Source organism: Pseudomonas sp. GD04015, assembly GCF_029837675.1.
Taxonomy (GTDB): domain Bacteria; phylum Pseudomonadota; class Gammaproteobacteria; order Pseudomonadales; family Pseudomonadaceae; genus Aquipseudomonas; species Aquipseudomonas paralcaligenes.
Genome location: NZ_JAOEEE010000045.1, coordinates 14,309 through 35,714, shown reverse-complemented (window position 1 = coordinate 35,714; position 21,406 = coordinate 14,309). Strand labels below are relative to the sequence as shown.

The following is a 21,406-nucleotide window of genomic DNA, read 5'->3' as shown; positions in this document are numbered from 1 at the left end:
GGCGGCTTTTCACCTGGTCGCCCTGGCTGACCTGGACGCGGCGGATCACGCCGTCCATGCCGGCCTTGAGCGGGTGCTCCATCTTCATCGCCTCCAGCACCACCAGCAGCTGGCCCTTGCTGACCTGCTCGCCCTCGGCCACCAGCACCTCGACGATGGCGCCGTCCATCGGCGCCTTGATCGTGCCAGTGCCGGCGGCGTTCTGCCCGCCGGCCGGGGCATGGGTGACGTCGACGAATTCCAGGTTGCCGCCACGGCCGTACAGCCAGACCCGCTCGCCGTCCCGGTGGTAGGCCAGGCGGCGGCGCACGCCGTCCAGTTCCAGGGTGGCCCAGCGGCCGTCGGCGGCCAGCAGGCGCAGCTCGACCGACTGCTCGCCGACCTGCGCGCGCAGCCTTGGCTGGGTGCCGGCCTCCAGCACCTGCAGCTCCACCGCGTGCTGGTGCTCGCCCTGCTTGAGGACGAAGCGCCAGGGCGCGCCGCCGCTGTTGCGCCAGCCGGACAGGCCCGGCTGATGGGCGCGGGCGTCGGCGCTGGCCTGGTAGAGCAGGGCGCAGGCGGCGGCCAGTTCGGACGCGGCCGGGGCCTGCGGGCTCAGGCTCGGGTCGTCGGCGAAGTGCTCGGCGATGAAGGCGGTGGTGGCGTTGCCGGAGGCGAATTCGGGGTGGGCCAGCAGGTTGGCGAGGAAGCGCTGGTTGCCGTTGACGCCCAGCAGCACGCAGTCCTCCACGGCGCGCACCAGCTTGCGCCGGGCCTCGTCGCGGGTGGCGCCGTAGGCGATCACCTTGGCCAGCATCGGATCGTAGAAGGGCGTCACGGCCTGGCCCTCGACCAGGCCGTGATCGACGCGGATGCCATCCAGCAGGGCCGGCTCCCAGCGCAGCACATCGCCGGTTTGGGGCAGGAAGCCGTTGGCCGAGTCCTCGGCGTACAGGCGCACCTCGATGGCGTGGCCTTCCAGGCGGATGTCCTCCTGCCCGAGCGGCAGCGGCTGGCCTTCGGCGACGCGAATCTGCCAGGCCACCAGGTCCTGGCCGGTGATCAGCTCGGTGACCGGGTGCTCCACCTGCAGGCGGGTGTTCATCTCCAGGAAGTAGAAGGCGCCGGAGCCGTCCAGCAGGAACTCCACGGTGCCGGCGCCGATGTACTCGACCCGCGCCGCCGCCTTGACCGCCGCCTCGCCCATGGCCCGGCGCAGCTCGGGCGTCATCACCGGGCAGGGCGCTTCCTCCACCACCTTCTGGTGGCGGCGCTGCACCGAGCAGTCGCGTTCGCCCAGGTAGACGATGTTGCCGTGGGTGTCGCCGAACACCTGGATTTCCACGTGGCGCGGCTGGATCACCGCCTTTTCCAGGATCAGCTCGCCGGAGCCGAAGGCGTTCTGTGCCTCGGAGCGGGCGGTGCGGATCTGCGCGGCCAGTTCGGAAGCGTCCTGCACCAGGCGCATGCCGCGGCCGCCGCCGCCGGCGCTGGCCTTGATCATCAGCGGGTAGCCGATGCGCTCGGCCTCGCGGGCCAGGGTCTCGTCGTCCTGGGCCGCGCCCTCGTAGCCGGGGATGCAGGGCACGCCGGCTTCGAGCATGGCGATCTTCGACAGGCGCTTGCTGCCCATCAGGTGGATGGCTTCCACGGTCGGGCCGATGAAGACGATGCCGGCCGCCTCGCAGGCGCGGGCGAACTCGGCGTTCTCGGAGAGGAAGCCGTAGCCGGGGTGGATGGCGTCGGCGCCGGTCTTGCGCGCCGCTTCGAGGATGGCGTCGATCACCAGATAGGACTGGTTGACCTGGGCCGGGCCGATGCACACCGCCTCGTCGGCTAGTTGCACGTGGCGCGCGCCGGCGTCGGCCTCGGAGTACACCGCCACGGTGCGGTAGCCGAGGTTCTGCGCGGTGCGCATCACCCGGCAGGCGATCTCGCCACGGTTGGCGATCAGGATCTTGTTGAAGGCGGGCATGGTTCTCTGGCTCCTGGATGCTGTTCCCCTCTCCCTCTGGGAGAGGGGCCAGGGGTGAGGGTGTTTCAGGCTGCTCCGAGCTGCCCGTGTTCCCCTCACCCCAGCCCTCTCCCGGAGGGAGAGGGCGTTGATCTCACTCAGCCCACTTGGGCTTGCGCTTCTGCACGAAGGCCATGGTGCCTTCCACGCCTTCCTCGCCCAGCACCGCCTCGGCGAACAGGCCGGCGGCGTGGTCGAGCAGGTTGCCGAGCACTTCATGCTCGGTGGCCAGCAGCAGCGCCTTGGTTGCCGCGTTGGCCCCCGGCGCGCACTGGCGCACCTGCCGCAGGCACTCGGCGAGGCGGTCGACCACGGCCTGGTCATCGGCCTCGCTGAAATGCACCAGGCCCAGGCGCAGGGCCTCGGCGCCGTCGAAGCGGGCGGCGGTGAGGGCCAGGCGGCGGGTCTGGGTCAGACCGATGCGCTTGACCACGAAGGGCGCGATCTGCGCCGGCAGGATGCCCAGGCTGGTTTCCGGCAGGCCGAATTTCGCCTGGCTGTGGGCGATGGCGATGTCGGAGACGCAGGCCAGGCCGAAGCCGCCGCCGAGCACCGCGCCTTCCAGCACGGCGATCAGCACCTGGGGCGTGGCCTGGGCCTCTTCCAGCAGGCTGCCGAAGGCGCGGTTCAGTTCGCGGTAGGCGTCGCCACCTTTCGCTCTGGCTCCGGCCATGTCCTTGACGTCGCCACCGGCGCAGAAGTGGCCGCCGGCGCCGCGCAGCACCAGGGCGCGCACGCTCTGGTCGGTGCGCACCGAGCGCAGCACGGCGCGCAGTTCCTCGACCATCGCCAGGCTCATGGCGTTGCGGCTGTCCGGACGATTGAGGGTGACGTAGAGCACGCCATCGGCCGGCTCCAGCAGCAGGGTTTCCGTGTTTGGTAGAGACATCGCCATCGCTCCGTTGAGGTAGGGCGGGTGGAACCCGCGTCGTGATCGGCGCGGGTTTCACCCGCCCTACGGCCTCAGCCCTTTTTCTTGCCGGGCAGGATGCCCATCAGCTTGCAGATGATGCCGAGCATGATCTCGTCGGCGCCGCCGCCGATGGAGACCAGGCGCACGTCGCGGTAGGCGCGCGACACCGGGTTGTCCCACATAAAGCCCATGCCGCCCCAGTACTGCAGGCAGGCATCGCTGACCTCGCGGCCCAGGCGCCCGGCCTTGAGCTTGGCCATGGAGGCCAGCTTGGTCACGTCCTTGCCGTTCACGTACAGCTCGGTGGCCTGGTAGACCAGCGCGCGCAGGGCTTCGACCTCGCTCTGCAGCTCGGCCATGCGGAAGTGGATGATCTGGTTGTCGATCAGCGCCTGGCCGAAGGTCTTGCGCTCCTTGCAGTAGGCGATGGTGCTGTCGATGCAGTGTTCCAGGCCCTTGATCATGTTGGCCGCGCCGAACATGCGTTCTTCCTGGAACTGCAGCATCTGCATCATGAAGCCAGCGCCCTCGGCGCCGATGCGGTTGCGCTGGGGCACGCGCACGTTGTCGAAGAACACCTGGGCGGTTTCCGAGCTGCGCATGCCGAGCTTGTCCAGGTGCGGGCTGACGCTGATGCCCGGGCTGTTCATCGGCACCACGATCAGCGACTTGTTGACGTGGGGCTTGTCGTCGCTGGTGTTGGCCAGCAGGCAGATGAAGTCGGCCGACGGCGAGTTGGTGATCCACATCTTGCTGCCGTTGATGATGTAGTCGTCGCCGTCCTTGCGCGCGCTGGTCTTCAGCCCGGCCACGTCGGAGCCGGCACCGACCTCGGAGACGCCGATGCAGCCGACCATCTCGCCAGCGATGGCCGGGCGGAGGAATTCCTCGCGCAGTTCGTCGGAGCCGAAGCGCGCCAGCGCCGGGGTACACATGTCGGTCTGCACGCCGATGGACATGGGGATGCCGCCGCAGTGGATGGTGCCGAATTCCTCGGCGGCGACGATCGAGTAGCTGTAGTCCAGGCCCATGCCGCCGAACTTCTCCGGCTTGGAGATGCCCAGCAGGCCGAGGTCGCCGGCCTTCTTGAAGATGTCGTGGATGGGGAAGCGACCGTCCTTCTCCCACTGGTCGACGTGGGGGTTGATCTCGTGCTCGACGAAGTTGCGCACGGTGCGGCGGAGTTCTTCGTGTTCCTGGGTGAAGATCATTTTTCTTGTTCTCCTCGTTCTAGCTCCCTCTCCCGGAGGGAGAGGGGATTTAAAAGTGTTGTAGGGCGGGTGAAACCCGCGTCGGGGTTACGCGGGTTGCACCCGCCCTACGGTCAGAATCGAGCCACGCCGAAGCTGCTGGCCTTGAGCGGCCGGGCCCGGGCCTCGGCGCAGATGTCCAGCAGCAGGCCGAGCAGGGCGCGGGTGTCGCGCGGGTCGATCAGGCCGTCGTCCCACAGGCTGGCTGTGCCGTATAGCGCGGTGGACTGACTGTCGAGCTTCTGCGCGGTGGCCATTTCCAGCATGTCGAGCATCTTCGGGTCGGCCTCCTTGCCTTCCTTGCGGTGTTTCTCCTCGGTGACGATGCGCAGCACCTTGCCGGCCTGGGCGCCGCCCATCACCGCGGTGCGACTGTTGGGCCAGGCGAAGATGAAGCGCGGGTCGAGGCCGCGGCCGCACATGGCGTAGTTGCCCGCGCCGTAGGAGCCGCCGACCACGATGGTCAGCTTGGGCACGGTGGCGTTGGCCACCGCCTGGATCATCTTCGAGCCGTGCTTGATCACGCCCAGCTGCTCGGACTCGGTGCCGACCATGAAGCCGGTGGTGTTGTGCAGGAACAGGATCGGCGTGTTGCTCTGCTCGCACAGCTGGATGAACTGGGCCGCCTTGGCCGCGCCCCTCGGAGTGATCGGGCCGTTGTTGCCGATCAGGCCGCAGGGCTGGCCTTCGATCTGCAGGTGGCCGCAGACAGTCTGGCTGTCGAACTCGTGCTTGAAGTCGAGGAACTCCGAGCCATCGGCGATGCGGGCGACGATCTCGCGCACGTCGTAGGGTTTCTTGGCGTCCGCCGGGACCACGCCGAGCAGCTCGTGGGCCGGGTACAGCGGCTCGCGCCAGGTGCGTCGTTCGCGCACCGGCAGCTGGGCGTTCCACGGCAGCATGCCGAGGATCTCGCGGGCCAGGCGCACGCCGTCGGCGTCGTTCTCGGCCAGGTACTCGGCGGTGCCGGCGACCTGGGCGTGCATCTCGGCGCCGCCCAGCTCCTCGTCGGTGGCGATCTCGCCGGTGGCGGCCTTGAGCAGCGGCGGGCCGGCGAGGAACATCTTGGCCTTGCCACGCACCACCACCACGTAGTCGGACAGGCCCGGCTGGTAGGCGCCGCCGGCGGTGCTGGAGCCATGCACCACGGTGATCTGCGGGATGCCGGCGGCGGACAGGCGCGCCTGGTTGGCGAAGGCGCGGGCGCCCTCGACGAAGATGTCGGCGGCGTAGGTCAGGTTGGCGCCGCCGCTCTCGGCCAGGGTGATCACGGGCAACCGGTTCTCGGCGGCGATCTGCTGCAGACGCAGGGACTTGCGCAGGCCGGTGGGGGAGATGGTGCCGCCCTTGATCGCGCTGTTACTGGCGCTGACCAGGCAGCGCACCCCGGCCACGTAGCCGATGCCGGCGATGATGCCGCCGCCGGCCTGGGTGCCGTCCTTGTCGTCGTGCAGCTTGTAGCCGGCCAGGGAGCAGAGTTCGAGGAACGGGCTGCCCGGGTCGAGCAGCAGGTTGAGGCGCTCGCGCGGCAGCAGCTGGCCGCGCTTGTCGAACTTGGCCTTGGCCTCCGCCGCCTTGTCCAGCACCTTCTGCTCGACTTCGCGGAAGCTGGCGATGGCCGCCAGCATGGCCTCGCGGTTCTGCGCGAAGGCGTCGCCGTGGACGTCGATTTCCGATTGGATCGCCGGCATCGCTTACTCCTTGAACACGTCGGGCACGTAGGCCCGGTGGAAGCCGTTGTAGGACTCGCTGGTCTTGGCCTTGCCCAGCGTCCAGGCACGGGTGCCCTGGCTGGCGGCGCCGTCGATGCGGATGGTGTTGCCGCTGATGAAATTGGCCCCCGGCGACAGCAGGAAGACGATGGCCGCCGCCACTTCCGACTCGGTGCCGATGCGCTGCAGCGGCACGTGGTCCTTGAGGTTGCGGATCATGTTCTTCATCGACTCGGGGTAGGTGTCCATGCCGCTGGAGGCGATCCAGCCCGGCGCCACGGCGTTGACCCGCACGCCGGCGTGGCCCCATTCGTAGGCGGCGGTCTTGGTGAAGTTCTCCATGCCCGCGCGCGCCGCGCCGGAGTGGCCCATGCCGGGCATGCCGCCCCACATGTCGGCGAGCATATTGACGATGCTGCCGCCGTGCTTGCCCATGCACTGGGTGAAGACTTCGCGGGCCACCAGGAAGCCGCCGACCAGGTTGGTGCGCACCACGGTCTCGAAGCCTTTCTGGTTGATCGAGACGAGCGGGGCGGGGAACTGGCCGCCGGCGTTGTTGACCAGGTGATGGATGCGCCCGCGCTCGGCCAGCACACCGGCGACCATGGCCTTCACCGCCTCTTCCTCGCGGATGTCGCAGGCGGCGAAGCTGACGCTGCCGCCGTCCTCGGCGATCTCGCCGGCGGTCTTCTCCAGCTTCTCCGGCTTGCGCCCGACCAGCACCACGTGGGCGCCCAGGTGGGCCAGCTCGTGGGCCACGCAGCGGCCGATGCCGCTGCCGCCGCCGGTGACCAGGATGGTCTGGCCGGCGAACAGGCCGGGTTTGAAGACTGAGTCGTATGCCATTGTCGTTATCCTTGTCGGTCTTTGTAGGAGCGGCCTTCGTGCAGGCTCGATCGCGGCCGAGGCCGCTCCCACAGGGGTTGCCGCTACAGCCGATCGGCCAGGGCCTGCGGCACCGGCACCGGGAATTCCAGCAACTGCTGGGCGAAGGCCTTGCCCTGCGGGTCGATGCGCAGGCTGGCCACGCCGCCGCCGCCCAGGGCGTTCTCCAGCAGGAAATTGAGGCTGTGGCTGCCCGGCAGATACCAGCGCTCGACGCGGCCGACCTGCGGGTCGAGCACGTGGCTCATCCAGTCCACCACCGCCTCCTTGCCCAGCGCCTCGGCGATCCACGGCAGGTACTCGGGCCTTCTCGCCATCACGCCGATGTTGCTGTGGTTGCCCTTGTCGCCAGAGCGGGCCACGGCCAGCCTGACCAGCGGCACGCTGGCGTCGGCCTGGCCGGTGGTGGCGGGCAGCGGAGCCTCGTCGGCGATGCGGGCCGGGTCGAATACATCGACCTCGGGCAGGGCGACCGGGATGCGCTCGCCGTCCAGCTCCACTTCCAGAGCGCAGGCGTCCTTGTCCACCAGGAAGCTGAACAGGCGGATCACCGGGTATACCGTGGGTCGGCCGCCGACGATGCCGGTCAGGCCCGGCGCCATGCCGGTGGCGGCCTGGGCGATCTCGCGGGAGAACAGCACCAGCGCTTCCTTCCTGGCGTGGCGCACGGCGAGCTTGATCACCACCTCGCGGGTGTCCTGCCTCTGGGCGTGCGGGCCGTAGGTGGCCTCGGCGCCGAGCAGTTCGATGCTCGCTTCGCGGTAGGGCCCCCAGCCGCGTTCTGCGAAGATTTCCTCGGTCTTGCGGATGATTGCCTGGCTGACCCGCTCGGCCTTGGCCACGGCGTCGATGCCGGCGATCAGGCAGCTGGCGGTGCAGCGGAAGCCGTCCGGATGGGTGGCGCTGACCTTGTACTGGCCGGTGGGCGGCAGGCCGCGGGCGCCCTTCAGCTCGACGCGGTTGTCGCCGACCTGGGTCAGCTGCACCTGGGTGAAGTCGCAGACCACGTCCGGCAGCAGGTAGGCGCGCGGGTCGCCGATCTCGTAGAGCATCTGCTCGCCCACCGACAGCACGCTGACCAGGCCGCCGCTGCCCTCGGGCTTGCCGACCACGAAGCTGGCATCGGCGGCGACTTCCACCACCGGGAAGCCGATGTGCTCGTAGTCCGGCACGTCGCGCCAGTCGGTGAAGTTGCCGCCGGTGCACTGGGCGCCGCACTCGATGATATGGCCGGCCAAGGCGGCCTGGGCCAGCTTGTCGTAGTCGGACCACGACCAGCCGAATTCGTGGACCAGAGCCGCGCTGACCACCGCGCTGTCGACCACGCGGCCGGTGACGACGATATCGGCGCCGGCCTCCAGTGCCGCGACGATGCCCGGCGCGCCCAGGTAGGCATTGACCGATACGCACATGGGCGGCAGCGGGGCACCGCTGAACATCTCCACGGTGCCGGCCTTGGCCAGCTCGCCGAGTCTGGGTTGCAGGTTGTCGCCGTGCAGCACGGCGATCTTCAGCTGCACGCCAGCCTTGTCGCAGGCGGCGGTCAGGGCGGCGGCGCAGGCCGCCGGGTTGACCCCGCCGGCGTTGCTGATGACGCGGATCTTTTTCGCGGCGATCTCGCCCAGCAGCGGCGCCAGCACCTCGACGAAGTCGGTGGCGTAGCCCTCGTCCGGCTTCTTCATCTTCGCCCCGGCCATGATCGACATGGTGATCTCGGCCAAGTAGTCGAACACCAGGTAGTCCAGTTCGGCGCCGCGCACCAGCTGGGCGGCGGCGGTGGAGGTGTCGCCCCAGAAGGCGGAGGCGCAGCCTATGCGTACGGTCTTGTTCATTGTCGTGAGTCCGCGCGGATGCCAGATGCTTCGCACACTACCAAGCAAGCGCTTGGTTGAAAAGCCTTACGCGTGCTTCTTTTTGCCCAAGCGCTTGCTCGGGAGGTCGCCAGGTCGCGTACAATCGCGGCGCAAGCGAGCGGCGAGTGGGGACGCGATGAGTCTGGACGAACGGAAAGCCCGAGAAGTAATGCAGAAGCTGGTCGCCGATGGTGGGCTGACCGACCCGGAGAGCGCCCGCGGCAAGCTGCTGCAGACCGCCGCCCACCTGTTCCGCAGCAAGGGCTACGAGCGCACCACGGTGCGCGACCTGGCCGGCGCCGTGGGCATCCAGTCCGGCAGCATCTTCCACCACTTCAAGAGCAAGGACGAAATCCTCAAGGCGGTGATGGAGGAGACCATCCTCTACAACACCGCACTGATGCGCGCCGCCCTGAGCGAGGCCAGCGGTCCGCGCGAGCGGGTGCTGGCGCTGATCCGCTGCGAGTTGCAGTCGATCATGGGCGGCACCGGCGAGGCCATGGGCGTACTGGTGTACGAGTGGCGCTCGCTGTCCGAGGAGAGCCAGGCCTACATCCTCAGCCTGCGCGACACCTACGAGCAGATCTGGCTCGAGGTGCTCGGCGAGGCCCGCGCCGCTGGCCATTTCAAGGCCGATCCGTTCGTGCTGCGGCGCTTCCTCACGGGTGCTCTGAGCTGGACCACCACCTGGTTCCGCCCGGACGGCAAGATGAGCCTGGACCAGCTGGCCGAGGAAGCCCTCAATCTGGTGCTCAAGGAAGACTGACGGATAGGCTAAGCTGCTACCAGCACTGGCCTTGGTCGGTCGCGGCTGCAGGGAGGAGCCGGACACCTGGCTTCCTTTCATCGAGGTAACCGCGTTGCGTGCGCTTTCCCGCCTGCTGCTGATGGTCCTGGTCTGTTGTGCCCCCCTGGCGGGTGCCGAGCAGCGCGTGCGCGTCGGCGCCTACCACTTCCCGCCCTACATCGCCAAACCGGAGAGCACGGCGCCCGAAGGCATGGTGCCCGAGCTGCTGGCGGCGCTGAACGCGGCCCAGGACGACTACCGCTTCGAGCTGGTGCCGACCTCGGTGACCCGGCGCTACCGCGACTTCGTCCACGCCCGCTACGACCTGATCCTGTTCGAGTCGCCGGACTGGGGCTGGCAGGACATCCCGCTGGACAAGCTCGACCTGCACATCGCCGACGCCGAGGTCTACGTGGCGCGCAAGGAGGAGGGGCGCGACCAGCGCTTCTTCGACCGCCTGGGCGGCAAGCGCATGGCCCTGTACAACGGCTATCACTACGGCTTCGCCGGCTACAACGCCGACCAGGACTACCTGACCCGCCAGTTCAACGCCGTGCTCACCTATTCCCACGACAGCAACCTGCTGATGCTGCTGCACGGCCGCGTCGACCTCAGCGTGGTGGCCCGTTCCTATCTGCGCATCTACCAGCAGGAACACCCGCAGCAGGGCGAGCGGCTGCTGGCCTCGGAGCGCGCCGACCAAATCTACCACCACCACGCCCTGCTGCGCCCGCAGGGGCCGATCGACGCGAAGCGGCTGGACGCGCTGCTCCAGCGGCTGCGCGACAGCGGCCGGCTGGACGACCTGACTCGGCGCTACCACCTGCTGAGCGCGGCGGAGGCGGCCAGCTGGCGCGCCGATCCGATCCCCCACTAGGCGTTTACGCCATCATGGCACTAGGCTAGTCTTCGATCAGCTTAGTTGCCTGTGAGGTCAACATGGATCGGCGTCGACAGGGATTGCTTGGCGCTTCGCTGATGCTGCTGGTGGCGTTGTCGAGTCCGGCCGTGGAGGCGGCGGAGGACGTTCTGGTGGCCGCCGTGCATTTCCCTCCCTACGTGGTCAAGCCCGAGTCCGACCCGAACAGCGGCCTGCTCGGCGAACTGGTCGGGGCGCTCAACGAGGTGCAGAGCGAGCATCGCTTCGTTCCCCGCGCCACCTCGCTCAACCGCCGCTTCGACGACTTCCTCCAGGGGCGCATCCACCTGGCCATCTTCGAGAACCCCGACTGGAACTGGCAGGGCGTGCCCGGCACCCGCATCGACCTGGGCCTGGAGGATGCCGAGGTGCTGGTGGCCCGCGCCGAGCCGGGGCGCGACCAGCACTACTTCGACAGGCTGATGGACAAGCGCATGGCGTTGTTCAACGGCTACCACTACGGCTTCGCCGGCTTCAACAACGATCCCAAGTGGCTGGAGAAGAACTTCAACGCGGTGCTCACCTACTCCCACGAGAGCAACCTCAAGCTGGTGCTGCGCGGGCGCGCCGACATCGCGCCGATCACCCGTTCCTGGCTGGGCGCGCGCCTGCGCGAGCAACCCCGGCTGCGCGAGGAGCTGCTGGTGTCGGACTGGGAGGACCAGCGCTACCGCCACTACGCGATCCTCCACCCGAGGGCGCCGATCAGCGCCGGGGAGTTCCGCGCCATCCTGCAGAAGCTGCGCCAGAGCGGCGAGCTGGAGCGCATCTTCGCGCCCTACGGCATCGAGGTCAGCCGGACCGCAGCGGGTAGCTCAGCAGAAGCAGATGGAGCAGATTGACCGCGCCGTGCAGCGCCACGGCCGGCCATAGCCGGCCGCTGAAGTGGAAGGCCAGGCCGTAGCCCAGGCCGGCCACCGTCGCCACCAGGGCGAACAGCGGGCTGAAGGGCACATGCGCGGCGCCGAACAGCAGGGCGGTCAGCCCGACGCCGGCCAGGGCGCCGAGGCGTGCCACCAGCGCCGGCTGCAACCAGGCGCGAAACAGCAGCTCCTCGGCCAGCACCGCCACGCCCAGGTTCACCGCTAGCCAGAGCCACAGCTGCGGCGGCCATTTCGGCTGCCAGCCGACCAGGCCGAGGGCCAGCGCCAGCAACGGCACTGCCAGCAGGGTGGCGAGCCCGGCGAACAGCGCCAGACGTGGGCGTACAGCCGGGCGCGGCGGCTGGCCCAGCCACCAGGCCAGCAGGGTCAGGCCCAGCAGCAGTTTGTCCCAGGACAGGCGCAGGGCGTAGGGCGGGGCGTCCGCGCTCAGGGCTTGGGCGGGCCACAACGGCGTCGGCTGGAAACCGGGCAGCAGGTGGGCGGCCAGGGCCACGCCGCCGATCAGCCCGCCGCTCCACCACACTCCGCGTGGCAGCAGGCGTTCGCCGAACAGCACCCAGGCGATATAGGCGGCGCCCAGCGCCAGGCCCGCGGGCTCGACAAAGCCGAGCGCCAGGCCCATGCCGAGCGCCAGCACGGGCAGGAGCAGACGCAGGTGCAGCGGTGGCATACGACGTCCTTGTCGGCTGGGGTCAGCGGTCTTCCGCTTCCTTGGCGTCCATTTCCGCGTTGCGCTCGTGAATGCGCTTGAGCTGTTCCTCGGTCAGGGGCAGCTTGCGCGCGCTGTCGCGCAGCAACAGCAGACTGCCGACGATGGAGCCGAGGGCCAGGACGATGATCAACCAGGCATACCAGGGCATGGCCTTCTCCTCGAGGGGGGATGCTCCACCATAACGCCCGCTGTCACATGCCGGCAACCTGGCGTTGCTTGAATGCGTTGCGTCTGGCGCTTCGCTGAAGGGGCGGCCGGGCACATGCGTGCGAGGCATGCGGCCCTGCGGCCGACGGCATTCGCGCCATGCGGGACCAGGCCGCTGCCCGGGCATGCCTGGCCATTCTCGGAACAAGGGGGGACCCATTCATGGACATCACCGTGACCGAAGCCGCCAACCACGGCTGGATCGTCAAGCTGGGCGCCTGCGACGTGCCCTTTCGCTGCCAGGGGGACGCGACCCGCTTCGTCGAGCGTCTGCAACAGCGCCTCGCGGCACCTCACCAGTTGCCCCAGCCGCATGGTCATCTTCCTGTCACACCAGAGGCGCAACATCGGGTCTGAACAGGTGCTGCTTTCCGGCTAACCTCTCCTGCCGCGATCTCCGCGGCATTTTTTTGCCTGCTGGAAGGGGAGTGGTGTTTCTAGAGTAATTGCTCTAGATTCGCCGCAGCCACGCAGGAGAAAACCATGGTCGACGCCTTGCAGTTCGCCGGCGGCAAGTTCCATTGCCCCATCACCCTTCATACCGCCGGCGCGGACGCCGGCCACACGCTGATCGTGCTGCCGGCGCTGGGCGTCACCGCGCGCAAGTACGAGCGCCTGGCTCAGGGACTGGTCGCGGCGGGGCACAACGTGCTGGTGGCCGACTGGCCGGGCCAGGGCGAGAGCCGTCCACGGCCCGGCTGGCGCTTCGACTACGGCTACCGCCAACTGGTGGACGAGCTGCTGCCCAAGCTGCTCGACCTGGCCAAGCTGCATTTCCCCCAGTCTGGGCCGGTGCTGCTCGGCCACAGTTTGGGCGGGCACATCGCCACGCTGCATGCCGCGGCCAACCCGGACAGCCCGGTGCCGGTGGTGGGCGTGGCCTGCGGCAACATCCACTACCGCCACTGGGAGGGCCGGGGCCGGCTGCTCACGCCCAGCGTGGCGCTGCTGTTCGGGGCGATCGTCTCGGTGCTCGGCTACCTGCCGGGGCGGCGCCTCGGCTTCGGTGGCCAAGAGGCCCGTTCGCTGATGCGCGACTGGGGCCGGGTGGCCTTCAGCGGCAACTACGACCACCTCGGCCTGCCCCTGGTGCCGGCGCAGCGCAACCGGGTGGACTCGCTGTATATCCAGATCGAGGGCGACCATTTTGCGCCGCCGGCCTCCACCCTGGGGCTGGCCGCGCTTATCCAGCCGCAGCCGAGCATCGAGCGGCTGCCCTCGCCACGGCCGCCGGAGGAGAACCCGCACAGCGCCTGGCTGAAGGCGCCGCAGAGCGTGGTCGAGCGCGTCGATGCCTGGCTGCGCCGGCACGAGTCCGGCGCGGCCGGCTGAAGCCGGTGCCCATGGCGCACCCTACGGTGCGCAGCGGACTCAGGCGGCAGGACGCTGCTGGCGCTGGTAGAGGAATTCCAGCACGGCGCTGCGGTACTCGTGGTAGCGCGCGTCGTGGGCCAGGGCCAGGCGGTCGCGTGGGCGCTCCAGTTCGACGTTAAGGATTTCGCCGATGGTCGCCGCCGGGCCGTTGGTCATCATCACGATGCGGTCCGACAGCAGCACCGCCTCGTCCACGTCGTGGGTCACCATCACCACCGTGCTGTGGGTCTGGCCGACGATACGCAGCAGCTCGTCCTGCAGGTGGGCGCGGGTCAGCGCATCCAGCGCGCCGAACGGCTCGTCCATCAGCAGCACCTTGGGCTCCATGGCCAGGGCGCGGGCGATGCCCACGCGCTGCTTCATGCCGCCGGAGATCTCGCTGGGATGCTTGTGGCTGGCGTGGCTCAGGCCGACCATCTGCAGCGCCCGGGCGGTGCGCTCCTTCAGCTCGGCCTTGCCTGACTTGGCGCCGAACACCCGCTCCACCGCCAGGTGGACGTTGCCGAAGCAGGTCATCCACGGCAGCAGGCTGTGGTTCTGGAACACCACGGCGCGTTCCGGGCCGGGACCGTCGATCTCGCGGCCGTTGCAGATCAGCCCGCCCGAGCTGGCCTCCAGCAGGCCGGCGATCAGGTTGAGCACGGTGGACTTGCCGCAGCCGGAGTGGCCGATCAGTGAGACGAACTCGCCCTTGGCAATGCTCAGGTTGACGCCCTCGAGCGCCTGGAAGCGGCCCTTCTTGGTATCGAAATGCTTGCTGACGCCGGTCAGCTCAACGAACTTGTCCATGACGGTCTCCTTAGCTCGCATAGTCGAAGCGCTTGGCCAGCAGGAGCAGGGCCTGCTCCAGGGCCAGGCCGACCAGGCCGACGATGATGATGGCGATGAGGATGTGCTCGACGTTGAGGTTGTTCCACTCGTCCCACACCCAGAAGCCCAGGCCGGTGCCGCCGGTGAGCATCTCCGCGGCGACGATCACCAGCCAGGCCACGCCGATGGCCAGGCGGATGCCGGTCATCAGGTGCGGCAGCACGGCGGGGAACAGGATGCGGGTGAGCACCTTGAACTCCGACAGCTTGAGCACACGGGCCACGTTCAGGTAGTCCTGCGGCACGCTGGCCACGCCGGCGGCGGTGTTGAGGATGATCGGCCAGATCGAGCTGATGAAGATCACCCAGATCGACGCCGGCCCCGCGGCCTCGAACACCAGCAGGCCGATCGGCAGCCAGGCCAGTGGCGAGACCGGGCGCAGCAGGCTGATGATCGGCGAGAGCATGCCGGCGAGGAAGGCGAAGCGGCCGATGGCGAAGCCCAGCGGGATGCCGATCAGCGCCGCCAAGCCGAAGCCGACGCCAACCCGGCCGAGGGAGTGGAGGATGTTCCAGCCGATGCCCATGTCGTTGGGGCCATTGTCGTAGAACGGGTCGGCGAACAGCGCGACGGCCGAGTGCCAGGTCGACAGCGGTCCCGGCAGACCCTCGCTGCGCGCGGCGATCAGCGCCCAGACGCCGATGAACAGGGCGATGCCGAGCAGCGGCGGAATCACGGTCCTGGCCAGGTTGGCGAGCGCTTCGGTACCCGGGAAGCGGCGTGCGGCCACGCCGGGCGCGACCTGCAGAGGGGTTTTCAACGGTGCGTTCATGAGTGCCTCCTGATTCAGGCCTTGATCGCGAACGATGCGGCGTAGGCGGCGGGGTCGGAGCCGTCCCAGACCTTGCCGTCGAGCAGCGTGCTGGCGCGCAGCGGGCTGGCCGGCAACGGAATGCCGAGGGCGCTGGCTGCCTCGCCGTAGAGCTTGGTCTGGTTGACCCCGGCGGCCACGGCGGCGTAGTCCGGGTCGTCCTTGATCAGGCCCCAGCGCTTGAACTGGGTGAGGAACCACATGCCGTCGGAGTGGTAGGGGAAGTTGACGCTGCCGTCCTTGCAGAAGGCCATGGCGTGCAAGTCTTCCCAGCTGTTGCCGAGGCCGTCCTCGTAGTGGCCGAGGAAACGTTGCTCGATCACCTCGACCGGCGCGTTGACGTAGGCCTTGCCGGAAATCAGCTTGGCGGTGGCCTTCTTGTTCTCCGCACTGGCCTCGATGAAGCGGCTGGCGTCGAGGATGGCCATGACCAGCGCGCGGGCGGTGTTGGGGTTCTGCTCGACGAACTCGCGGGTGCAGCCCAGCACCTTCTCCGGGTGGTCGGCCCAGATCTGCTGGGTGGTGGTGGCGGTGAAGCCGATCTTGTCGGAGATCGCCCGCGCGCCCCAGGGCTCGCCGACGCAGTAGCCGTCCATGTTGCCGACACGCATGTTGGCGACCATCTGCGGCGGTGGCACGGTGATGGTCTTGACGTCGGTGAAGGGGTTGATGCCGTGGCTGGCCAGCCAGTAGTACAGCCACATGGCGTGGGTGCCGGTGGGGAAGGTCTGGGCGAAGGTCAGCGGCTTGCCACCCTTCTTGATGTGCGCGGCGAGCTGCTCGCCGTTGGTCACGCCGGCCTCCCTGAGCTGCTTGGAGAGGGTGATGGCCTGGCCGTTCTGGTTCAGCCCCATGAGTACCGCCATGTCCTTCTGCGGGCCGGCCACGCCGAGCTGGGTGCTGTACATCATGCCGTACAGCACATGGGAGGCATCCAGCTCGCCGGTGCCCAGCTTGTCGCGCACGCCGGCCCAGGAAGCTTCCTTGCTCGGGGTGATGGTCAGGCCGTACTTGCCGGCGAAGCCCTGGGTGGCGGCGACCACCACCGAGGCGCAGTCGGTCAGCGGAATGAAGCCGACCTTCAGCGCCGCCTTCTCCGGGGCGTCGGAGCCGGCGGCGTAGGCGACGCTGCGCAGGAAACCGGGGGCGGACAGGCCGAGGGCGGCGATGCCGCCGATGGCGATGGACTGCTTGAGGAAATGGCGGCGGTTGCCGTCGGCCGGCTTGTTCGAATCACGCTCACTCATGGGGGTAAGTCCTTGCATGGGCAAATAAAAACGGCGTACGCCAGAGTTCCCGATGGGGGAGGGAACCCTGACGGACGCCGTTGTCCGTGATCCGCGGCTCACCGCCGTTGGTGTGCTGCGCTGGAATCTGCGAGGAGTTTTGCAAGCGGCTTGCCAGGTTTGCGTCGGTCGTGCCGACTTCCGTGCGGCAGAGGTCGATTCAGGCGGCTGGAGGCTTGCGAATCAGTGACTTGGCCATGAGGCGGGAGCATCGGCCCGTGTACGCAATGCGCTGGCCGGGCACGTGAGATGCACCGTGCGGGGGCCGGGGCCGCACGGGCGTGAGCGCTTTTGGTTCGGCGCAGGGCTGTTCAGATGCGTCGGCGCTGGGCTTCCTCGACGTACTCCTTGAGCCAGCGCAGCACCTCCACCGCCTCCCAGCGGCCGGGATCGAACAGCGCGTAGGCCTGACCCTGGTAGCCGACCACGTCGATCTGCCGGTGGTAGCCGGCGCGCTGCAGCAGTGCCTCGATCTCGGCGAAGCAGGTGTTGAAATGCACGCGCTTGAACGGCGTCTTGCTGCCGGTGACCAGGCCTTCCAGGCGCAGCTCGTCCACCGTGGCGCGGATGCTCTCGAGCGGCATCTGATTCACTTTGTTCTTCAGCTGCAGTACGTCCAGCATGGTCGGTCTCCTTGGGTTCTCCGGCCGCACAAGAGTAAACGAAAAATACTGTACAAATAAACACTACTGGATAATAGTACAGCTCGACTGCCGTCGGATTCACCGGAACAGGAGCTGCCTATATGCACCACAAGCTGATGACAATTCTGCTGTTGGCGTTGCTGGCGGGCTGCGCCCAGCCACAGGTGGAACAGCCCAAGGCCAATGGCGCCTATCTGGTGATCGAGGGCGCGGAGGCCTGGGCCGTGCTGGTGCGCGACGGCAAGCGGGTGGAGGAGGCCGGCAGGGTGCTCGACGTGGTCAGGCTGCCGGGGCAGGAATCCAGCATCTCCGCCAGCTATGTGATCGACACGCCCAACTGCGGGCGCCTGCAGTGGTTGACCGAGCGCGGTGGCGAGGAAGGCGAGGTGACCCGCCTGGCACACGGCGGTGGCGAGGCCCGGGAGCGGCCCGGCTGCACCATCGCCAGCGACCTGTCCCGGGCCTGGACGGCGCTGGACTATTCGGGCTGATGGAAAAAGGCCCCGGCGGATGCCGGGGCCTTTTTCGTTCAGCCATGTCTCGATAGCGTGTTGGTGGCCTGCTCTGGTTAGGCGCGGGTTATCCGTGGATTTCGCGGCCAAGGCCGCTCCCACAGATGTGCTCCTCAAGTGATTGAACAGCCAACGAGGGCATAGCCTTATCGTTCACGCCGATTCGGGCTTGGCCTTGGTGCCTCGTCTGGGCTTGGCGTCGGGCGCCTCGATCAGGCCGTCGGCGCGGAACATCGCCTTGATGCCGCGGATGGCTTGGCGGGTGCGGTCCTGGTTCTCGATCAGGGCGAAGCGCACGTGGTCGTCGCCGTAGTCGCCGAAGCCCAGACCCGGCGAGACGCAGACCTTGGCCTCCAGCAGCAGCTTCTTGGCGAACTCCAGCGAGCCCAGGTGGGCGTAGGGCTCGGGAATCCTGGCCCAGATGTACATGGAGGCCTTGGGCTTCTCCACCATCCAGCCGGCCTCGTGCAGGCCCTTGACCAGCATGTTGCGGCGCTCGCGGTACTGCTCGGCGATGTCGCGCACGCATTGCTGGTCGCCTTCCAGGGCAGCGATGGCCGCCACCTGCAGCGGGGTGAAGGTGCCGTAGTCGTGGTAGCTCTTGATCCGCGCCAGGGCCGCGACCAGCTCCGGGTTGCCGACCATGAAGCCGATGCGCCAGCCGGCCATGTTGTAGCTCTTGGACAGGGTGAAGAACTCCACGGCGATGTCCTTGGCGCCTTCCACCTGCATGATCGACGGCGCCTTCCAGCCGTCGTAGACGATGTCCGCGTAGGCCAGGTCGTGCACCACCAGCACATCGTACTGCTTGGCCAGCGCCACCACCCGCTCGAAGAAGTCCAGCTCCACGCACTGGGCGGTGGGGTTGGAGGGGAAGCCGAGGATCATCATCTTCGGCTTGGGAATGGCCTCGCGGATGGCCCGCTCCAGCTCGGCGAAGAAATCCACGCCCGGCACCAGGGGCACCGAGCGCACCTGGGCGCCGGCGATCACCGCGCCGTAGATGTGGATGGGGTAGCTGGGGTTGGGCACCAGCACGGTGTCACCGTGGTCCAGGGTGGCCAGCATCAGGTGCGCCAGGCCTTCCTTGGAGCCGATGGTGACGATGGCCTCGCTTTCCGGGTCGATCTCCACGTCATAGCGGTCCTTGTACCAGCGCGAGATGGCGCGGCGCAGGCGCGGGATGCCGCGGGAGGTGGAGTAGCCGTGGGTATCTTCGCGCTGGGCGACCTGCACCAGCTTCTCGACGATGTGCGGCGGGGTGGCGCCGTCCGGATTGCCCATGCTGAAGTCGATGATGTCCTCGCCACGGCGGCGGGCGGCCATCTTCAGTTCGGCGGTGATGTTGAAGACGTAGGGGGGGAGACGATCGATGCGCGCAAAGCGGCGCTTGGCATTGTCAGCCATGCTTTCCTCGGAGTACGTAAGCGCCCGGAACCGTCCGAGCGACGCCGGCCATATGTGTGTGGCCTGGCGGCGAAGATAAGCGCCCGCGCGGGCGGCTGTCCAGTGCAGTTGGCGCGGGGATGGGCGATACAGTGCGCTGCCCGGGCCTTGCCCGGGGCGGTCACTCCCCGAGCATGTCGTGCATCGCGATGATCTGTTCGGCCACCTGGATCAGCTTCTGCTGGCGGCTCATGGCCTGGCGACGCATCAGGGTGTAGGCCTCCTCCTCGTTGCAGCTCTTCATCTTCATCAGCAGGCCCTTGGCCAGTTCGACGCGCTTGCGCTCGGCCAGCTGGGCTTCGCGTGCCTGCAGCTGGGCGCGCAGGGCCTGGTCGCTCTCGAAGCGGGCCATGGCCACGTCGAGGATCGGCTGCAGGCGCTCGGCCTGGATGCCCTCGACGATGTAGGCGCTGACGCCGGACTGGATGGCCTGGCGCATCACCTGCGGGTCGTGCTCGTCGGTGAACATGACGATCGGCCGCGGCTGGTCCCGGCTCACCAGCACCACCTGTTCCATCACGTCGCGGCCCGGCGACTCGGTGTCGATCAGCACCACGTCGGGGCGCACCGCCTCGACCCGCTCGGGCAGGTCGATGGTCAGCCCGGACTCGTCGATCACCTCGAAGCCGGCCTCGACCAGGGCGTTCTTCAGGCGGCCGACCTTCTTCGGCGTATCGTTGATCAGGAGTATGCGTAGCATCGTGCGTCTCCCGGTCCGTTACAGGGCGATGGCCGCGGCGCCGTCGGCGCGCGCGTGGATGGCGAACGAGCGGGCGTAGCCGGCGGGATCGCTGCCGTCCCAGACGCTGCCGTCGAGCAGGGTGGAGCTGCGCATCTCGCTGGCCGGCACGGCGACACCCAGCGCCTCGGCGGCGGCGCGGTAGATGTCCAGCCGGTGGATGCGACGGGCGATGCCGAGGTAGTCCGGGTCGTCCCGCAGCAGGCCCCAGCGGCGGAACTGGGTGAGGAACCACATGCCGTCGGACAGCCAGGGCATGTTCACCTCGCCGTCGGCGAAGAAGCGCAGCGGGTGGGCGTCCAGCCAGGCGTGGCCGAGGCCGTCCTCGTACTGGCCGAGGAAGCGCGGCTGGATGGCCGAGAGCGGGGCGTCGACGTATTCGGCGCTGCTGATCAGCTGGGCGGTGCCGCGGCGGTTTTCCTCGCTTTCGTCGATGAAGCGGCTGGCCTCCAGCACGGCCATGGTCAGAGCGCGGGCGGTGTTGGGGTACTGCTCGGCGAATTCGCGGGTCACGGCCAGCACCTTCTCTGGGTGGTCGGCCCAGATGTCCTGGCTGGTGGCCAGGGTGAAGCCCTGCTCTTCCTCCACGGCCAGGGCGCCCCACGGGCCGCCGGCGCAGAAGCCGTCGATGCGCCCGGCGCGTAGGTGGGCGACCATCTGCGAGGGTGGCACCACCACGGTGTTGACGTCTTCCAGCGGGTGGATGCCCTGGGCGGCCAGCCAGTAGTACAGCCACATGGCATGGGTGCCGGTGGGGAAGGTCTGGGCGAAGGTGAGGCGTGCACCACCTTGGCGCACACGTGCGGCGAGTGCCTCGGCGCTGGTCACGCCGGCCTGCTTGAGCGGCTGGGACAGGTTGAGCGCCTGGCCGTTCTGGCACAGGCCCATGAGGATGGCCATCTCGGTGGCCGCGCCGCCGAGGCCTAGGTGGATGCCGTAGACCTGGCCGTAGAGGGCCTGGGCGGCGTCCAGTTCGCCGCTCAGCAGGCGGTCGCGCAGGCCGGCCCAGGAGGCCTGGCGCTGCAGGTTGAGGGTCAGCCCGTAGGGCTGGGCGAAGCCCTGGGTCGCTGCCACGATCAGCGACGCGGAGTCGGTGAGGGCCATGAAGCCCAGGTTCAGTGCGCTCTTTTCCGGGGCATCGCTGCCCGCGACCCAGGCCAGGGCGTCGCTACGGGTATTGCCGCTGTCGTTCATCGAGATGTTCCGCCGTAGAGCAAAAAGGCGTCGCTCCGGGCCGCCGCGGGGGCGGTGGCCGGAAACGACGCCATTGTCTGGAACTGCTCCGCCGTTGGAGCGAGTCCTGCTGGACAGGCTCAAGCAAGCCATGTGCCAGCGCTACGGTTGGAACCGTGCCGTGGGGTTCAGCGTTCGATGATTTGCTTGATCTGGGTCTGCGGGATCTGCTGCTTGCGACCCTCGCTGTCCTCGAACTCGATCATGCCGGTGTCTTCGTCCAGCTCGGGCTTGCCGTCGCTGGTGAGCATCTGGCCATCGTTGGTGAGGATGAGGTGTTCGCTCGCGCAGCCGGTGAGGGCGAGGAAGAACAGCAGGGTGGCTATCCGGTGCTTCATGAGGTGCTCCTGGGTGGTGGGATTCACCTCAAGTATTT

At 68.4% G+C, this 21,406-nt stretch carries 22 protein-coding genes; 6 read left to right on the top strand and 16 right to left on the bottom strand.

Annotated features, from left to right (window positions below; translation table 11 throughout):
• The 6 genes from N7640_RS23600 to N7640_RS23575 form a co-directional block, all read right to left on the bottom strand.
• Positions 1–1,954: acetyl/propionyl/methylcrotonyl-CoA carboxylase subunit alpha (locus tag N7640_RS23600; protein WP_279906246.1), on the bottom strand; the 1,954-nt coding region annotated here is incomplete at its 3' end.
• Positions 1,955–2,087: 133 nt separating this feature from the next.
• Positions 2,088–2,882 carry an enoyl-CoA hydratase-related protein gene (locus tag N7640_RS23595; protein ID WP_279905859.1) on the bottom strand — a complete coding sequence of 265 codons (795 nt, stop codon included), beginning with the start codon at positions 2,880–2,882 and terminating at the stop codon, positions 2,088–2,090.
• A gap of 74 nt (positions 2,883–2,956) precedes the next feature.
• Complete coding sequence (gene atuD / locus N7640_RS23590; RefSeq protein ID WP_279905860.1) at positions 2,957–4,117, bottom strand: citronellyl-CoA dehydrogenase; 1,161 nt, start codon at positions 4,115–4,117, stop codon at positions 2,957–2,959.
• Between the two features lie 113 nt (positions 4,118–4,230).
• Positions 4,231–5,847 carry a geranyl-CoA carboxylase subunit beta gene (gene atuC, locus N7640_RS23585; RefSeq protein WP_279905861.1) on the bottom strand — a complete coding sequence of 539 codons (1,617 nt, stop codon included), beginning with the start codon at positions 5,845–5,847 and terminating at the stop codon, positions 4,231–4,233.
• 3 nt (positions 5,848–5,850) lie between these two features.
• Positions 5,851–6,714: an SDR family oxidoreductase gene (locus N7640_RS23580; protein WP_279905862.1), complete on the bottom strand. Its 864-nt coding sequence runs from the start codon at positions 6,712–6,714 to the stop codon at positions 5,851–5,853.
• A gap of 83 nt (positions 6,715–6,797) precedes the next feature.
• Positions 6,798–8,585, bottom strand: coding sequence for a DUF1446 domain-containing protein (locus N7640_RS23575; protein ID WP_279905863.1), 1,788 nt, complete (start codon positions 8,583–8,585; stop codon positions 6,798–6,800).
• Positions 8,586–8,748: 163 nt separating this feature from the next.
• On the opposite strand from N7640_RS23575, the gene N7640_RS23570 reads away from it, so the two are divergent.
• The 3 genes from N7640_RS23570 (at position 8,749) to N7640_RS23560 (ending at position 11,154) form a co-directional block, all read left to right on the top strand.
• Positions 8,749–9,372 (top strand): TetR/AcrR family transcriptional regulator, encoded by a 624-nt coding sequence (locus tag N7640_RS23570; RefSeq protein ID WP_220815657.1) that lies wholly within the window; start codon positions 8,749–8,751, stop codon positions 9,370–9,372.
• A 121-nt stretch (positions 9,373–9,493) separates the two neighbouring features.
• The gene (locus N7640_RS23565) at positions 9,494–10,270 is read left to right on the top strand and encodes a transporter substrate-binding domain-containing protein (RefSeq protein ID WP_279905886.1); all 777 of its coding nucleotides are present in this window, start codon (positions 9,494–9,496) and stop codon (positions 10,268–10,270) included.
• Positions 10,271–10,332: 62 nt separating this feature from the next.
• The gene (locus N7640_RS23560; RefSeq protein WP_279905864.1) at positions 10,333–11,154 is read left to right on the top strand and encodes an amino acid ABC transporter substrate-binding protein; all 822 of its coding nucleotides are present in this window, start codon (positions 10,333–10,335) and stop codon (positions 11,152–11,154) included.
• On the opposite strand, the gene N7640_RS23555 is transcribed toward N7640_RS23560, so the two are convergent.
• Both N7640_RS23555 and N7640_RS23550 read right to left on the bottom strand, forming a co-directional pair.
• Positions 11,105–11,866, bottom strand: a complete 762-nt coding sequence (locus N7640_RS23555) for a CPBP family intramembrane metalloprotease (RefSeq protein WP_279905865.1) — start codon at positions 11,864–11,866, stop codon at positions 11,105–11,107. The two genes, N7640_RS23560 and N7640_RS23555, sit on opposite strands and share 50 nt — an antisense overlap.
• Positions 11,867–11,888: 22 nt before the next feature.
• Positions 11,889–12,056, bottom strand: a complete 168-nt coding sequence (locus tag N7640_RS23550; protein WP_220815630.1) for a DUF2897 family protein — start codon at positions 12,054–12,056, stop codon at positions 11,889–11,891.
• A 221-nt stretch (positions 12,057–12,277) separates the two neighbouring features.
• Here N7640_RS23550 and N7640_RS23545 point away from each other — a divergent pair, with 221 nt between their 5' ends.
• Together N7640_RS23545 and N7640_RS23540 are read left to right on the top strand one after the other, a co-directional pair.
• The gene (locus N7640_RS23545; RefSeq protein WP_279905866.1) at positions 12,278–12,472 is read left to right on the top strand and encodes a hypothetical protein; all 195 of its coding nucleotides are present in this window, start codon (positions 12,278–12,280) and stop codon (positions 12,470–12,472) included.
• Positions 12,473–12,598: 126 nt separating this feature from the next.
• Positions 12,599–13,447 (top strand): alpha/beta fold hydrolase, encoded by an 849-nt coding sequence (locus N7640_RS23540; RefSeq protein ID WP_279905867.1) that lies wholly within the window; start codon positions 12,599–12,601, stop codon positions 13,445–13,447.
• Between the two features lie 39 nt (positions 13,448–13,486).
• Here the strand turns inward: N7640_RS23540 and N7640_RS23535 are convergent, their stop codons facing one another.
• The 4 genes from N7640_RS23535 to N7640_RS23520 all read right to left on the bottom strand — a co-directional run bounded on the left by N7640_RS23535 (position 13,487) and on the right by N7640_RS23520 (position 17,079).
• The gene (locus N7640_RS23535) at positions 13,487–14,278 is read right to left on the bottom strand and encodes an ABC transporter ATP-binding protein (RefSeq protein WP_279905868.1); all 792 of its coding nucleotides are present in this window, start codon (positions 14,276–14,278) and stop codon (positions 13,487–13,489) included.
• A 10-nt stretch (positions 14,279–14,288) separates the two neighbouring features.
• Complete coding sequence (gene ntrB / locus N7640_RS23530) at positions 14,289–15,131, bottom strand: nitrate ABC transporter permease (RefSeq protein ID WP_279905869.1); 843 nt, start codon at positions 15,129–15,131, stop codon at positions 14,289–14,291.
• 14 nt (positions 15,132–15,145) lie between these two features.
• Complete coding sequence (locus tag N7640_RS23525) at positions 15,146–16,417, bottom strand: CmpA/NrtA family ABC transporter substrate-binding protein (protein ID WP_279905870.1); 1,272 nt, start codon at positions 16,415–16,417, stop codon at positions 15,146–15,148.
• A gap of 350 nt (positions 16,418–16,767) precedes the next feature.
• Positions 16,768–17,079, bottom strand: a complete 312-nt coding sequence (locus tag N7640_RS23520) for a transcriptional regulator (RefSeq protein WP_220815636.1) — start codon at positions 17,077–17,079, stop codon at positions 16,768–16,770.
• 122 nt (positions 17,080–17,201) lie between these two features.
• Here N7640_RS23520 and N7640_RS23515 point away from each other — a divergent pair, with 122 nt between their 5' ends.
• Entirely contained in the window at positions 17,202–17,591 is a 390-nt protein-coding gene (locus N7640_RS23515; RefSeq protein ID WP_220815637.1) for a hypothetical protein, read from the top strand.
• 174 nt (positions 17,592–17,765) lie between these two features.
• Here N7640_RS23515 and alaC read toward each other — a convergent pair whose 3' ends face one another.
• The 4 genes from alaC to N7640_RS23495 form a co-directional block, all read right to left on the bottom strand.
• Positions 17,766–19,019: an alanine transaminase gene (alaC, locus tag N7640_RS23510; RefSeq protein WP_279905871.1), complete on the bottom strand. Its 1,254-nt coding sequence runs from the start codon at positions 19,017–19,019 to the stop codon at positions 17,766–17,768.
• A gap of 160 nt (positions 19,020–19,179) precedes the next feature.
• The gene (locus N7640_RS23505; protein ID WP_220815639.1) at positions 19,180–19,758 is read right to left on the bottom strand and encodes an ANTAR domain-containing response regulator; all 579 of its coding nucleotides are present in this window, start codon (positions 19,756–19,758) and stop codon (positions 19,180–19,182) included.
• 18 nt (positions 19,759–19,776) lie between these two features.
• Entirely contained in the window at positions 19,777–20,991 is a 1,215-nt protein-coding gene (locus tag N7640_RS23500) for a CmpA/NrtA family ABC transporter substrate-binding protein (RefSeq protein WP_279905872.1), read from the bottom strand.
• 167 nt (positions 20,992–21,158) lie between these two features.
• Complete coding sequence (locus N7640_RS23495) at positions 21,159–21,368, bottom strand: YgdI/YgdR family lipoprotein (RefSeq protein WP_279905873.1); 210 nt, start codon at positions 21,366–21,368, stop codon at positions 21,159–21,161.
• Between the last annotated feature and the right edge of the window lie 38 nt (positions 21,369–21,406).